The sequence below is a fragment of the Pantoea sp. At-9b genome (assembly GCF_000175935.2).
Classification (GTDB): Bacteria; Pseudomonadota; Gammaproteobacteria; order Enterobacterales; family Enterobacteriaceae; genus Pantoea.
Map to the genome: position 1 here is coordinate 2,001,092 of NC_014837.1, position 13,915 is coordinate 2,015,006.

Annotated in this window: 14 protein-coding genes; 1 reads left to right on the forward strand and 13 read right to left on the reverse strand. The window is 57.8% G+C overall.

Annotation, left to right across the window (positions count from 1 at the left end):
- Positions 1 to 10: 10 nt before the first annotated feature.
- From PAT9B_RS09175 to PAT9B_RS30910, 6 genes are all read right to left on the reverse strand, one after another.
- Entirely contained in the window at positions 11 to 877 is an 867-nt protein-coding gene (locus tag PAT9B_RS09175) for an ABC transporter ATP-binding protein (protein WP_013508979.1), read from the reverse strand.
- On the reverse strand, positions 849 to 1,754 hold the full coding sequence (locus PAT9B_RS09180; protein ID WP_013508980.1) for an ABC transporter permease: 906 nt from the start codon (positions 1,752 to 1,754) through the stop codon (positions 849 to 851). Before PAT9B_RS09180 ends, PAT9B_RS09175 begins: the two co-directional genes overlap by 29 nt.
- Complete coding sequence (locus PAT9B_RS09185; protein WP_013508981.1) at positions 1,751 to 2,776, reverse strand: ABC transporter permease; 1,026 nt, start codon at positions 2,774 to 2,776, stop codon at positions 1,751 to 1,753. Before PAT9B_RS09185 ends, PAT9B_RS09180 begins: the two co-directional genes overlap by 4 nt.
- Positions 2,773 to 4,401 carry an ABC transporter substrate-binding protein gene (locus tag PAT9B_RS09190; RefSeq protein WP_013508982.1) on the reverse strand — a complete coding sequence of 543 codons (1,629 nt, stop codon included), beginning with the start codon at positions 4,399 to 4,401 and terminating at the stop codon, positions 2,773 to 2,775. The genes PAT9B_RS09185 and PAT9B_RS09190 overlap by 4 nt, the downstream gene beginning before the upstream one ends.
- 60 nt (positions 4,402 to 4,461) lie before the next feature.
- Positions 4,462 to 5,616: a mandelate racemase family protein gene (locus PAT9B_RS09195; RefSeq protein ID WP_013508983.1), complete on the reverse strand. Its 1,155-nt coding sequence runs from the start codon at positions 5,614 to 5,616 to the stop codon at positions 4,462 to 4,464.
- A 79-nt stretch (positions 5,617 to 5,695) separates the two neighbouring features.
- On the reverse strand, positions 5,696 to 5,860 hold the full coding sequence (locus tag PAT9B_RS30910) for a hypothetical protein (RefSeq protein ID WP_190274647.1): 165 nt from the start codon (positions 5,858 to 5,860) through the stop codon (positions 5,696 to 5,698).
- 75 nt (positions 5,861 to 5,935) lie between these two features.
- On the opposite strand from PAT9B_RS30910, the gene PAT9B_RS09205 reads away from it, so the two are divergent.
- Positions 5,936 to 7,051 carry an ABC transporter substrate-binding protein gene (locus tag PAT9B_RS09205; RefSeq protein ID WP_013508984.1) on the forward strand — a complete coding sequence of 372 codons (1,116 nt, stop codon included), beginning with the start codon at positions 5,936 to 5,938 and terminating at the stop codon, positions 7,049 to 7,051.
- A 532-nt stretch (positions 7,052 to 7,583) separates the two neighbouring features.
- Here PAT9B_RS09205 and PAT9B_RS09210 read toward each other — a convergent pair.
- Genes PAT9B_RS09210 through PAT9B_RS09240 form a run of 7 tightly spaced genes read right to left on the reverse strand, consistent with a single transcriptional unit; the run spans position 7,584 to position 13,810 of the window.
- Complete coding sequence (locus tag PAT9B_RS09210; RefSeq protein ID WP_013508985.1) at positions 7,584 to 8,849, reverse strand: amidase family protein; 1,266 nt, start codon at positions 8,847 to 8,849, stop codon at positions 7,584 to 7,586.
- A 3-nt stretch (positions 8,850 to 8,852) separates the two neighbouring features.
- Positions 8,853 to 9,707: a TauD/TfdA family dioxygenase gene (locus tag PAT9B_RS30245; protein WP_013508986.1), complete on the reverse strand. Its 855-nt coding sequence runs from the start codon at positions 9,705 to 9,707 to the stop codon at positions 8,853 to 8,855.
- Between the two features lie 18 nt (positions 9,708 to 9,725).
- Positions 9,726 to 10,463: a class II aldolase/adducin family protein gene (locus PAT9B_RS30250; protein WP_013508987.1), complete on the reverse strand. Its 738-nt coding sequence runs from the start codon at positions 10,461 to 10,463 to the stop codon at positions 9,726 to 9,728.
- A gap of 2 nt (positions 10,464 to 10,465) precedes the next feature.
- Positions 10,466 to 11,203 (reverse strand): ABC transporter permease, encoded by a 738-nt coding sequence (locus PAT9B_RS09225; protein WP_223300468.1) that lies wholly within the window; start codon positions 11,201 to 11,203, stop codon positions 10,466 to 10,468.
- Between the two features lie 2 nt (positions 11,204 to 11,205).
- A complete protein-coding gene (locus PAT9B_RS09230) occupies positions 11,206 to 11,952 on the reverse strand; it encodes an ABC transporter permease (RefSeq protein WP_013508989.1) in 747 nt (248 codons plus the stop codon).
- A complete protein-coding gene (locus tag PAT9B_RS09235; RefSeq protein ID WP_013508990.1) occupies positions 11,949 to 12,779 on the reverse strand; it encodes an ABC transporter ATP-binding protein in 831 nt (276 codons plus the stop codon). Before PAT9B_RS09235 ends, PAT9B_RS09230 begins: the two co-directional genes overlap by 4 nt.
- Before the next feature lie 20 nt (positions 12,780 to 12,799).
- On the reverse strand, positions 12,800 to 13,810 hold the full coding sequence (locus PAT9B_RS09240) for an ABC transporter substrate-binding protein (protein WP_013508991.1): 1,011 nt from the start codon (positions 13,808 to 13,810) through the stop codon (positions 12,800 to 12,802).
- Positions 13,811 to 13,915 lie beyond the last annotated feature (105 nt).

A 13,915-nucleotide genomic window follows, 5' to 3' on the forward strand; every position in this document is an offset into this window, starting at 1 on the left:
TGCGTTCTCCTTAAGGTTGCAGCCAACTGGCCTGACGTTGCAGCACCGGCAGTCGGGGGCGGCGCTGGTCGATATCGGGCAGCGCCGCCAGTAGCCCCTGGGTGTAGGGATGCTGTGCCTGATGCAACTCGGCGGCAGCTAATGACTCGACCACGCGTCCGGCGTACATCACCAGTACCCGGTCACAAAAATGGCGCACCAGATTGATGTCGTGGCTGATGAAAATCAGTCCCAGTCCGCGTTGCTTCACCAGATCATCCAGCAATCCCAGCACCTGTAAGCGCACCGAAATATCCAGCGCCGAAGTGGGTTCATCGGCGATCACCAGCTCCGGGTCGGTAATCAGCATCATGGCGATCATCACGCGTTGCCCCTGTCCACCGGAGATTTCGTGCGGATAGAGTTGATACACCCGCTCAGGATCGCGGATGCGCACCACCTCCAGCATCGCCAGCGCGCGTTGTCGCGCCTCGTCTCGCTGGCCGGGATGATGGCTGCGCCAGGCTTCGGCAATCTGTTCGCCAATGCGCACCACCGGGTTAAGGGAGTATTTCGGGTCCTGCATGATCATCGAGATACGTTTCCCGCGGATGGCACGCATCTCAGCCGGGGTGGCGTGCAACAAATCCAACCCGGCAAAGTGCATGCGCTGCGCGGTAATGCGTGCGCTGCGTGGATGCAACTGCAACAGGGCGCGGCCAACGGTGGATTTACCGGAACCGGATTCACCAACAATCGCCAGTTTCTCCTGCCCAAGCTGGAAGGAAACGCCGCGTACCGCCGGGGTGAGCTGGCGTCCATGAGCGAAACTGACCTGTAAATCGTCTACATCCAGCAAGGGCTGGGCCTTACTCGCTACGGGGATCGAGGATGTCACGTAAGCCATCTCCTAAGAAATTAAACGCCAGACTGTTCACCAGAATCGCCAGACCCGGCACCGTCACTACCCACCAGCACTCCAGCATGTAGCTGCGTCCGCTGGCGATCATCGCGCCCCATTCGGGATCGGGGGGCTGTGCGCCAAGGCCAAGAAAGCCCAGCCCGGCGGCGGTCAGAATGATGCCCGCCATATTCATGGTGATACGGATAATCACCGACGGCAGGCACAACGGGACGATATGTTTCCACAGCACCCGCAGTGGTGAGGCCCCCTGCAAACGCACCGCAGAGATAAAATCGGCCTGACGCAGTGACAGCGCTTCGGCACGGGCCAGACGGGCGATCGGCGGCCAGGCGGTCAGGGTAATGGCGATCACCACATGTTCGAGACCAGGGCCGAGTGCGGCGACAAAAGCCAGTGCCAGCACCAGACTGGGGAAGGAGATAAAGATATCGGTGACGCGCATCAGCACGCTATCCACCTTGCCGCCAAAATAACCGGCGCTCACACCGAGCAGCAGGCCAAGCGGCCCGACCGTGACCGACACCAGCAGCACGATATACAGCGTGATGCGTGCCCCCCACACCAGGCGACTAAAGATATCGCGACCAAACTCATCGGTGCCAAACCAGTGCTGCGCACTGGGGGGGCTGAGGGCGTTATTGAGATCCTGAATCAGCGGGTGGTAAGGCGCGATCCATGGCGCAAATAACGCCGTCACCAGCAACAGCAGGATGATCGCGCCGCCAATCGCGGTGAGCGGATTGCAGGCCATCCGCCAGAGAAACTGGCCGCTGCGCCGCGCCAGACGGCGACAACGTGCCAGGCGCTCCTGCGCCGCGCTGGTGTGAGGGGTATCCAGCGAAATCGTCATACTTTAGTCCTCGGGTCGAATACCTGATAAAGCAGGTCAGAAACCAGGTTGAGCAGGACAAAAATCAGGCCGACCACCAGCACGCAGCCCATCACCGCATTCATATCGCCCAGCATCAGGCTGCCGGTGAGATAAGAACCAAATCCCGGCCAGGAAAACACCGTTTCGATCAGCACTGCGCCTTCCAGTAGCGATCCGTAGGCCAGCGCTACCACCGTCAACAACTGCACCAGGATATTGCGAAAGGCGTGTTGCCAGATCACCTGCCACTCGGTCAGCCCCTTCACGCGAGCCGTCAGGATGAACTCCTGCGACAGTTGTGCCAGCATAAAACTGCGCGTCATGCGGCTGATATATGCCAGCGAGTGAAAGCCAAGCAGGGAAGCGGGCAGGATCAGGTGATTGAGCGCGCTGGCGAATACGCTGCCATTACCGGCCAGTAAGGCATCAACCAACAACAGCCCGGTGCGACGTGGCACCACACCGTCGAGGCTGAAATCCACCCGTCCGGCCCCACCGACCCAGCCCAGATGGGCATAGAACAGCAGCAGCCCGACCATACCCACCCAGAAAATCGGGGTGGAGTAGCCCGCGAGGCTGATAATGCGCACCATGTAATCCACCACGCCATTGCGCCGGGCTGCCGCCCAAACGCCGAGCGGCACGCCCAACCCGGTGCCAATCACAATCGCCAGCGTCGCCAGTTCCACCGTCGCCGGGAAGACGCGCAGGATATCGTTGACCACCGGCTGGCCGGTCAGTAGCGCCATGCCGAGATTGCCGTGCAGCAGGCCATTGAGGTAGATAGCAAACTGCACCCACAGGGGTTTATCAAAGCCAAGCTGGTGATAAACCTGCTGATAAGTGGCGTGATCGGCGTCTGGTCCGACAATCGCCAGTACCGGATCGAGCGGCATCACGCGGCCAATAAAAAAGGTCAACAGCAGCAGCCCCATCAGGGTGATCAACACCTGCAATCCACGGCTACGGATGCGCCGCCAGTGGCTTCGCGTCAGTTTCATGGTGTACCTCCCGCCAGGCTATCCGGGGTTTTCCACACGTCACGTAAGAAGGTGGTGGCGGACGGGTGTGGGACATAATCCTGCACCCGGTTATTGACCACCACGGAATCGACCATTTGTGAAATCGGCATCAACGCCGGAATCAGTTGGTCGTAGCGGCGTTGAATGGCGAAGTAATCCTGCTGCTGACGGGCGCTGTCACGCTCCAGCAGGGCCTGGTCGATCATCTGGTTGAGTTGGGCGTCGTAGAAACCGGTGCGCCAGCCCTGAAAATTGGTCAGTCTGGCGCTATCGGCGTTGTTTGGGTTGTAGACCAGCGAACGCAGGCTGGAGTGGGGATGGGGTTCCACGCCGCTGCCGCCACGCCCGACCAGCAGGTTGAACTGCCGTTCACGCATCGCTCCGTAGATCTGGTTGCCGGTGCCGGTGATGATTTTGGCGCGAATGCCGCCCTGCATGAGCGTCGACTGAATGGCGATGGCGATATTGAGAAATGGCTGGTCAGCCAGCACGCGCAGGGTGGTATCAAACCCGTCAGGATAACCGGCCTCCGCCAGCAACGTTTTGGCGCGGCGAATATCCAGCGTATAACCCGGGTCCGGCAACGTGGCAGGCATCCCGGCCTGGATAGGACGCTGATGCAGTTCACCATAACCGGCCAGCAGGCTTTTATTGATCCCCTGATAATCCACCAGATAGCGTACCGCCTCGCGCACTTTGGCATTGGCGAAATGCCGGTCTTTCATACTCATCGCCAGATAGTAAATCGTGCCTTTTGGCACCGCATCGACGGTGAGATCCGCATCGTGGCGCAGCGCTTTGACATCCGGGATGGCCATATTGCTGGCAATATCGATATCGCCTTTTTCCATCATCAGGCGCAGTGTCTGCGATTCCTGTAAATGGCGGAACACCACGCGCGACAATTTCGGCGCGCCACGCCAGTAGTCAGGATCGCGGTTCATGCGCAGTACGTCTTTCGCCTGCCAGACATCAAGGCGGAACGGACCGGATCCGGCTTCATGGGTGGTTAGCCAGCGGTTGCCCCAGTCACCGTTGCTGGCATGCGCCTGCACGGTTTTGCTGTCCAGTACCACCATGCTGCCGAGCGCTGCCAGTGAATACAGCACCAGCATCGGATCGTTGGCTTTCGGCAGACGCAAGATCACGGTGCGTGCGTCCGGGTTGGTGATCATCTGGTCAACATTGTCTTTGCTGAAACCGTAGGATTTCCACACCGACGCCTGCGCCAGATTCAAGTGCAATACCCGGCGCATCGACCACACCACATCGGCGCTGGAGAGCGGATTACCGGAATGAAAGGTGACATTGTCACGTAAGTGAAAGGTGAGCTGACGATGATCAGGGCTGATTTCCCACCGTTCCGCCAGCGCCGGACGCACGTGGGTGAGCTGGCGAGGGTCCAGCTCCACCAGCCCGTCATACAAATTCACCACGATACCGACCACTTCATTGCCAGTCATGGCGGCGGGATCGAGGGTCAACAGGTTGTTCATATTCATGCCGACGATCAACTGATCATCCGGCGTGGCGGCCCGCAAACCGGGGCTGGCCGCCAGCAGCAGCGCTATGCAGCACGCTGTGCAACGGAGCAAAAGATTCATAAGCAAAGTCCAGCAGGTCAGAGGTTTATTGTTGTTTGCCGTACTGCTTGTGTCGGTGTGTTACCAGCGATTCAGGGTATGGGTTTCAATCCAACTGAAATTAATATCCTCGCCCAGTCCGGGTCGGGTTGGCAGATGAACAAAGCCGTCGTTATCCATCGGATCGACCAGGCTGTTGAGATATGCAGGGGGGTGTTCGTAGTCGAGGAACGGATGCAGCAAGCCGCGTTCGTACCAGCGGCAATTACGGATGGCACCCACCACCGCAAGGCTGGCGGCACCGTTGCCGTGGACTTCACAGTCCATACCAAAGGCTTCGGCCAGACTGGCGACTTTCAGGGTGGCAGCGATACCGCCCACGCCGTTGGCACCGGCACGCAGAATGTCGCAGGCACCCGCTCGTACCCAGTCAGCGCGGCTGTGATGTTTGCCGCCAAGGCTTTCCGGGCCGAGCACATCAATGCTCAGGTTCTCTGCCAGCCAGGCATAAGACGCCATGCTCTCTTCTTCCATCGGTTCTTCAAACCAGGTGAAGTTGAGTTTTTCCAGCGCCTTGCCGATGGTGAGGGCATCGCTGCGGCTGTACCAGTGGTAGCCATCCAGCATCAGGGCGATATCCGCTCCAACCGCTTCACGCACCGCCGCACAGGCCTTGATATCCATGGTCGGGCTGGGAGCAAACGACACGGGCGGCATCCAGGTATGCAGCTTGATAGCACGATAGCCGCGTGCTACCAGTTGCTCGGCAAATTGCGCGTATTCATCGGGGGTTGATAAGCCACCCGGCAGTTGATCGCCACACATGGTGCTGCCATAGGCGGGAATTTTTTCACGGTAGCCGCCGAGCAGTTTGTGTACCGGAAGCTGTAATTTACGGCCAATCAGGTCCCATAACGCCTGTTCCACCGCCGACAGGGCGCGTTCCGTTAACTGGTGGGCGCTGCCACGTTGCCAGTGCACCAACTCCTGCCATAACCGCTCGCGATCAAAGGCATTTTGCCCCAGCAGCACTTTGCGGAAGAAGGCGTTGACCACATGCGGTCGTACCACCTCCGCCGGGGCGAAGGCATAGCCGCAGTGGCCGTCTTCGCTGGTCAGGGTAAGCATTGCCAGTTGCGCATCGCTCTCCGGCCCGGGATGCGAATGCCCGGCGCTGTCGGATACGCGACGGGTGGGGTAACTGAACAGGGTGACATCAATGGCGCTGATCTTCACGGCAACTCCTCCGGTAACACATGTCCATGCCCATGCCTGGGCGTTAAAAATAAATTAAAACGTTGTTTCATTTTTTAATCTAGCGTTCACCTTTGGTTAACGCATTAGCCAAAATGCGGTAAATGGCGGCGATAAATTGGGCAATTGCATGGGGTGTTGTGAGGGTTTTCACGAAAGCCGGGCGTTTTGTGAGCGGCGACACAGCGTGCTGGATGTAAAAAAATGTGTCGCCGAGGCTTTTCATTTTGCTTGCGCCAGGTAATAGTGACGCCGCGAAATGCATTAATAATAATCATTATCATTTGTATGGGTAGATCACATGAAGAATTGGATGTTAGCGCTGGGGTTACTGACGGTCGCCTGTCATGCGTCCGCCAAGGTTATTACCGATGTGGCCGGACGGCAGGTGGAAGTCGCGCAGGAGTCAAAACGTATCATTTTGGGTGAAGGACGGCAGATGTACCTGCTGGCGGCCTTCGATACCACAGCGCCTTTCCAGCGTGTCGTGGGTTGGCGCGATGATTTCCACAAGGCGGATTACGATGGCTACATGGCCTATGAAAAACGCTATCCGCAGATCAAGCAGTTACCCACGTTTGGTGGTGCAAAAGATGGCACCTTCAACGTTGAGCAGGCGCTGACGTTGAAACCCGATTTGGTGCTGATGAACCTTGAATCCAAAGCCGCGACCGATGAAGGCAAACTGATCGAGAAGTTGCAGGCGGTGGGCATTCCGGTGGTATTTATCGATTTTCGTGAAAAGCCGATGGAGCATGCCGAGCAGAGCATCCGCATCATGGGGGAGCTGGTCAATAAGCCACAGCGCGCGGAAGAGATTATCGCTTTCCGCCGCGCTGCGATTGCCAAAGTGACCGATCGCCTGAAGAACTTTAACGGCAAACGCCCGAAAGTGATGATCGACCGGGCCGGGGGTTATACCGACGAGTGCTGCATGTCATTTGGCAACGAGAACTTTGGTCAGATGGTCGAGCTGGCGGGAGGCAGTAATATCGCGAAGGATCTGATTCCGGGCACCTTTGGTACCCTGAACCCCGAACAGATTATCGCCAGTCAGCCGGAAGTGGTCGTGGTGACCGGAGCCAACTGGAAGAACTACAACACCGTGGGTAAATGGGTCGGTGTGGGGCCAGGGGCTGACACGCAAGAAGCCGAAGCGCGTCTGCGCACGTTGATGATGCGTGATGCATTTAAAACCCTGCCGGTGGCGCACAACGGTAATGCCCACGCGATCTGGCATCAGTTCTACGACAGCCCATACCAGTTTGTCGCCATTCAGGCACTGGCGAAGTGGCTGCATCCGGCGCTGTTTGCCGATCTCGATCCGGACGCGACCTTCCGTGAATTTCACGAGAAATTCCTGCCGCTGCCGTATCAGCCGGGGTATTGGGTGACATTACCGGCCGATAAGTCCTGAGAGCGCGGCTAAACGCCGGGCAATAAAAAAGGATTTGGCAGCAACGCCAAATCCTTTTTTTTTGTTCACTCATCGGCTGGTAACCGTGTGGTGAACGGGGTGCTCAGCACTCATCACAAGGCGAATCATAAATTGTGCAGAGAAAGATTTCAAGTTTGGAGAATATACTGTATGGTTATACAGGTGTTGAGTGCCGGGCGTGATCTCATTGCTTACTGATGACTCCCAGGGGCGCGGATTGTCAAAATCCCGGCAGGTATCAGGTGGTGCTGGCCTGTGGCTTTCACAATGAGCGCCGCTCAGCACTCATCACAGATGTGCTAAGGCGTTCGGCGGGTGGAGTCAAAGTCCCGAATGCTGTAAGGCGCGCTCCTGTCACAGGAGAAGGAAAGTGATGGAACTTGTCAGATTACTGTTGGACTTAGTCCGGGTTATCTTGCAGATCATCGTTGCCCTTTTGCAACTGACCGGCCAGGCGCACTGACCGGAACTTGAATCAAGGCGGAGCTGACCACTCCGCCTTTTTTCGTTGCTAGCGGGCCAGCAGGACGCTTGCCACTGCCAGCAATCGCCGATCCTCACCCGCGGCAAACTGCAACTCGATACCCACCGGAATGCCATCAGGCGTCTGCGCCAGCGGCAGGCTGATACACGGCAGGCCCACCACGGTGGCCGGTTCGCAATTGGCAATCAGCTGACGAAACAACGTGTTGGCTTTTGCTGGCGGGGGCGGCAACAACGGGACGGTAGGGAAAATCAGGCCATCAAGCTGATGTTGCTGGAAAACCGCCTGATAGCGAGCGGTGAGCAGCGGTTTCCAGTGCGTAATCGCCGCATGATATTGCTCCATGCTGACCGTGGCGGCATCGGCTAACAATGCCTGCACATCGGGGCTTTGCACCGCCTGTTTCAACTCGGCAAAACTGTACTGACTACCGCGTTGTTGCAGATAGCGCGGTAGGTCGCGCAGCATCTCAAATGAGGCCAGAGGATACCCGGCTTGCACTGCCAGTTGGGCTACTTGGGCGATTTCCACTTCGATCAAGGTGACGCCACGATCGCGCAGTTGCTGCAATACCGCTTCCGCCGCTGCTGCCACCGCAGGCTCACAACCGTGCCAGAAATGCGCACGCGGTACGCCAAGGCGTAAATCAGCCAGCGCCACCGTGGGGTGGTCGGATTCGCCGCTGATAGCGCTATCCAGCGCCAGCACATCATCCATCCGCTGCGCCAGAATACCGGCGGTGTCGCGACTGAGCGAGATCGGTGCGATGCCCTGTTGTGGATAACGCAACAGCGAAGGACGAAAACCGATCAACCCGCAGAAAGAGGCGGGAAGCCGCACCGATGCGCCGGTGTCGGTGCCGATGCTGGCCGGGACAATGCCCGCGGCTACTGCGGCCGCACTGCCGCTGGAGGAGCCGCCCACCACTCGGCCAGGCAGAAACGGGTGTCGCACATCGCCCCGTGCTGCATTCAACCCGCTGGTACCGGAAGCCAGCTCATGCATGTTGGCTTTGCCGATAATAATCGCGCCTGCCTGTTGCAGGCGGACGATCAATTCGGCGCTGTGGCTGACAGGTTCTTCCGCCAGCAGCGCCGTGCCGATGCTGGTCGGCATACCTGCGACATCAATGTTGTCTTTAACCACCAACGGCAAACCGGCAAGCGGCGCATCGCTGCCAGCAGCGGCAAGTGCCAGCGCGGATTCAGCAGCCAGCCAGCTCAGGCTATTCAGATGACGTTGCTTATATGCCTGTAGCAACGCCCGATGCAGTCGTTCGCCGGATTGCGCCATGATTTACACCATCGCCTGTGGACGTTCGCTGCCTTTCACCGTGGCGCGATGCATCACGCGACGGTAAGCAACATCGTCATAGGGGGTCGCCTGGTGCATGGTGCAGCGATTGTCCCAGATCAGCAGATCGTGCGCCTGCCACTTATGGCGATAGGTAAAGGTTTCGCTGATGGCATGCGCATTAAGACGCGCCAGCAGCGCTGTGCTCTCTTCCGGTGTCAGGCCGACGATCTCTTTAACAATGTCCTGTCCAACAAACAGCGAAGGCCGCCCGGTTTCCTGATGGCGACGTACCAGCGGATGTACCACATCCGGTGTGGCGGCTTTTTGCTCGGCACTTAGCGGCTCACGATCGGCAAAGGCTTTGGCGTAGTAAGTGGAGTAGGAGTGCACCGCGCTCAGCGGCTGGATCAGACGTTTGGTGTCGTCGTCCAACGCATCATAAGCCGCAAACATCGAGGAAAACAGCGTATCCGCGCCGACGGGTGGCACTTCCACCGCGTGCAGCACCGAGCCAAAGCAGGGTACCTCGTAATAAGACCAGTCGGAGTGCCAGTTCCAGCCCTCTTTATGGTTGCCAATCGGTTTGCCGTCCTGCTTCACATTCGATAACACGTACAGCTCCGGGTAGGGGGTGGTCAGATACTGGCTCAGCACATGCACCTGAAGCTCGCCAAACTCACGCGCAAACGCGACATGCTGGGCTTCCGTCACCGGCTGATTACGTAATAACAGCACCGAGTGGGTATTCAGTGCGTCGCGCAACGCGGTAAAGGTGGCGGGATCAATCGGCTGCGTGGCATCGACGTTCAGTACTTCCATGCCGATATGGTCTGTCAACGGGCGTAACTCTAACATCGGTAACCTCCTGAATGTTTACTGACGATAGCTGGGATCAAGTTTGTCCAGCAGACGGATAAAGGCGGGCCACTCACGCTCACCACGCAGGCGGATATCCCCTTCACATTGGTTAAACTGACGGGCGGCTTTTTCGGAGACGGCTTCCGGTGGCAACAACAGCTTGCTGCCGCTCCCCTGAGCCATCAGTTGAATGCGGGCGGCACGTTCGAAGTAATAGGCCAGCATAAAGGCTTCCGGGATGGTGCGACCGGCGGCAAGAATGCCGTGGTTGCGCAGCACCATCACCTGATGCGGACCGAGATCGCGCACCAGTCGTGCCCGCTCGTCGGTATCCAGCGCCACGCCTTCATAGGCGTGGTAACCGAGGCGATTCCAGAAATGCATGGCAAACTGGCTCACCGGCTGTAACCCTTCTTCCAGCGCCGACACCGCCGTCGCGGCATCCGAATGGGTATGCAACACGCAGATGGCGTCTTCACGCGCGGCGTGGATCGCGCTGTGGATCACAAACCCGGCGCGGTTTACTTCATAGTCGCTTGCTTCCAGCGCATGGCCTTCCAGGTCGATTTTGATCAGGCTGGAGGCGGTAATTTCAGAAAAAAACAGCCCATACGGGTTGATCAGGAAATGGTGCTCCGGCCCCGGCAGGCGCACCGAGATATGGTTATAAATCAAGTCATCCATGCCGAAATGCGCCACCAGCCGGTAACAGGCGGCAAGCTGAATACGGAGTTGCTGTTCGGTTTGCGTCATGATTATTTCCACCAGATAAAGGTTGTGTCGAGCCAGGCCAGCAGGCCATAGAGCGCGATGCTGACCAGTGAAGAGACGACGACGGCGGCCCAGACGGTAAGCAGATCCACCTGCTGTGTGGACTGGAAAATGGTCCAGCCGATACCCTGGTACGCGCCGAGCATTTCCGCGACGATGGCGACGATAATGCTGCGCACCAGGCCCACGCGCAGGCCACTGACGATGTTGGGTAGCGCGGCGGGGAGTTGCAGTTTGCGCATGATGGTCAGGCGGCTGGCACCAAAGCTGCGCATCAGATTGATCATCTGCGGGTCGGCTTGCTTCAACCCATGCAGGCTGTTCACCAGAATCACAAAGCTGACCGCGAGGATCACCAGCACGATTTTCGACAGCGCGCCCATACCAAACCAGATCAGCGCCAGAGGAATCCACGCCACGGTTGGCACCGAGTTAATCGCCACCGCCAGCGGCAGCAGCATCGCTTCCAGCGTGCGAAACACCGTCATGAGTATCGCCAGCGCCAGACCGGCCAGCAGCCCAAGGACAAAGCCGCTTAAGGCTTCTACCAGCGTCCAGCCCATGGAAATCCACAGGCTGCTGCCGTTGTTGATAATCGCCAGCACGATGCTATGCAGCGAGGGCAGTACAAAGGGTTGGATGTTGAACAACCAGATGCTGCCTTCCCACAACAGGATCAGGCTGAGCACGCCGACCAGCGGCGGCAGAAGTTTGCGTGTCACGGTTATTTTCCCCACCATGCCAGTTTCCTCTCGCAGCGCTCCACCACGCCATACAGCAACGCGCCGGTCAGCCCACAGATGACGATCAGCGTCCACATACGCACCACGTCTTCGTTGTACATCGACTGGATCAACAGCACGCCAAGGCCCACCGTATCGCCGAACCATTCACCGACAATCGCGCCGACCAGGCTCAGAGAGATCCCCAGTTTCAGGGCGACGAAAATCGCGGGGGCGGCGGCGGGGAAGTGCAACACCAGAAAACGCTTCAGGCCACTGGCACCAAAGCTGCGCAGCAGGCTGATATGTAATGGATCGACCATTTGCAGCCCGCGTTTGGTATTTAACGTGACCGGGAGAAACGTCAAATAAAAGGCGATCATCACCTTGGCGAACAAGGTATTACCGAACCAAATCACCACCAGCGCGCCAAAGGCGATCACCGGTACGGTTTGTGACACCACAAACAACGGAAACCAGGCGCGATCGATCCAGCTGACGTAAAAAAACAGGATGCCGCAGGCCACGCCAAAGGCCGATCCCAGGGCAAAACCGAGCAGGGTTTCCAGCGCGGTGCGTCCGGTACTGACCAGCAGTTGATCGGCGTTAGCCCGGATATCCTGCGCAACCATGAGTAACGACGGCAGATAACGCGGGCTGATGGAAAATAGCGTGACGCTGCCTTGCCAGAACAACAGCACCAGCAACACTGTGACCATCAGCGGGTGAGTCAGCAGGCGTTTGGTCATGATTGCGCCTCATGCTGGGTAAAGCGAAACGACTTCATGCTCTCCTCCTCGATTGCGTCCAGCAGCCGTTTTTTAATGGCGATAAACTCGGCGGAGGTGACGATGTCCGGGGTGCGTGGGCGTGGCAGCTCAATCGGCTCAATACATTTGATGGTGCCGGGACGCGCGCTCATCACCACCACTTTGCTGCCAAGGAAAATCGCTTCATCAATATCGTGGGTAATAAACAGAATGGTGCGGCGGTTCTGCTCCCACAGATTCAGCAGCCAGCGCTGCATCAGGGTGCGGGTCAGAGCGTCGAGCGCGCCAAAGGGTTCATCCAGCAGCATCAGATCACGCTGAAACAGGAAGGTCCGCATCAGCGCCACGCGCTGACGCATCCCGCCGGAGAGTTGATGCGGATAGCTTTGCTCAAAACCACTCAGACCAAAGCTGGGAAACAGCGCCTCGGCGCGTTTGCGCGCTTCTTTACGCGGCACGCCTTCACACTCCAGCGCCAGAATCGCGTTATCCATGATGGTGCGCCACGGCAGCAGCAGATCGCGTTGCGGCATAAACGACACTTTGCCCAACAGCTCGCCATCCTGCTGCGACTGGCCTTTAAACAGGATCGCGCCGTCGCTGTCGGGATCAAGCAGGCCCGCAATCATGTTAAACAGCGTCGACTTGCCACAGCCGGAAGGGCCGACCAGGGTGACAAATTCGCCTTCATTCACCGTCAGATTGACGCCTGAGACGGCGATCACCGGTTGCTGCGCATCGCCAAAGCGTTTCCATAAATTATCCAACTGCAACAACGGCAGATGTTTTTTCGGTGCCACGGTCATCAGGCTTCTCCGTGCAGATATCAGTTAAGGGTTTTGTATTGCGTCGGGACCTGTTGCCAGAAGCTGAGATCAAAGGTCTGATTCACATCCACCGGTTGCTTCAGTGCGCCGTACTGCACCAGCAGCTTCATCATCTTCTCGGCTTTCGGCATATCGACATTGCCCAGCCCTGGCGATCCTTGCGGGTACATCAGTTTGGCGACGCTATCGAGCATCGCGACCTGATGTTGACGGTTGAGGCTCGGGTTGGTTTTCATCAGAATATCGATGGTTTCAGCACGGTGAGTCAGCGCGTATTGCCAGCCTTCCAGCGTGGCATTCACAAACGCCTGTACCTGTTCAGGGTGTTTTTCCACCATCGCTTTTGACGTGATCAACGCATCCTGTTGAGTGGTGACGCCGACATCATCGGGTGAGATCAGTTTGAGGTTAGTAACGCCTTTCTCTTTCAGGGTGTTGTATTCGTTGTACAGGGTGACGGTCGCGACATCGACCTGCTTATCAATAAACGGGTTAAGCGAAACCGACTGCGGCAGTAGGGTAATATCCTCTTTCTTCAGACCCGCCGCGCCGAGCGAGGCCAGCAGCGGATATTGCACGCCGGTAAACCACACCGACACTTTCTTACCTTTAAAATCTTTAAAGCTGTTGATACCGGAATCGGCATAGGTGACGAAAACAAACGGGGTACGCTGTTGTGACATCGCCAGCGCGACAATCGGCAACCCTTTCTCACGTGCCGCCAACACGCTCTCCATGCCGCCCGCCAGGCCAAAGGTATCGGCACCGGAAGCCACTAAAGTCTCGACGTTAATGTTCGGGCCACCCGGATTGATGGTGACGTCCAGCCCCTGTTGTTCATAAAACCCTTTGGCTTTGGCCACATAAAAACCGGCAAACTGCGCCTGCGCCAGCCATTTCAGGCGCACGGACACTTTCTCCTGGGCCGCTTGCGCGACGCTGCTGAGCAGCGCGGTGCACAGCAATCCTGTCAGACAACGGCGGACGAACTGCGAGGTGAGTCTTGGCATGGGGTTATCCTCTGGTCTCGGGTGTCAAATAGCCTGGTGATGTCTTGGTAATCCTTCTATGTATACATCGCATCGCCCTTTTAATGGCTTTGCTACGGTTGGTGA

Bases quoted from the DNA above. Each gene is read 5' to 3' on its own strand.
- PAT9B_RS09210 (WP_013508985.1), bottom strand. From the start codon at position 8,849: ATGGCGCAATCCGGCGAACGACTGCATCGGGCGTTGCTACAGGCATAT.
- PAT9B_RS09185 (WP_013508981.1), bottom strand. From the start codon at position 2,776: ATGAAACTGACGCGAAGCCACTGGCGGCGCATCCGTAGCCGTGGATTG.
- PAT9B_RS09230 (WP_013508989.1), bottom strand. From the start codon at position 11,952: ATGACCAAACGCCTGCTGACTCACCCGCTGATGGTCACAGTGTTGCTG.
- PAT9B_RS09240 (WP_013508991.1), bottom strand. From the start codon at position 13,810: ATGCCAAGACTCACCTCGCAGTTCGTCCGCCGTTGTCTGACAGGATTG.
- PAT9B_RS30245 (WP_013508986.1), bottom strand. From the start codon at position 9,707: ATGTTAGAGTTACGCCCGTTGACAGACCATATCGGCATGGAAGTACTG.
- PAT9B_RS09190 (WP_013508982.1), bottom strand. From the start codon at position 4,401: ATGAATCTTTTGCTCCGTTGCACAGCGTGCTGCATAGCGCTGCTGCTG.
- PAT9B_RS09235 (WP_013508990.1), bottom strand. From the start codon at position 12,779: ATGACCGTGGCACCGAAAAAACATCTGCCGTTGTTGCAGTTGGATAAT.
- PAT9B_RS30250 (WP_013508987.1), bottom strand. From the start codon at position 10,463: ATGACGCAAACCGAACAGCAACTCCGTATTCAGCTTGCCGCCTGTTAC.
- PAT9B_RS30910 (WP_190274647.1), bottom strand. From the start codon at position 5,860: ATGAAAAGCCTCGGCGACACATTTTTTTACATCCAGCACGCTGTGTCG.
- PAT9B_RS09180 (WP_013508980.1), bottom strand. From the start codon at position 1,754: ATGACGATTTCGCTGGATACCCCTCACACCAGCGCGGCGCAGGAGCGC.
- PAT9B_RS09205 (WP_013508984.1), top strand. From the start codon at position 5,936: ATGAAGAATTGGATGTTAGCGCTGGGGTTACTGACGGTCGCCTGTCAT.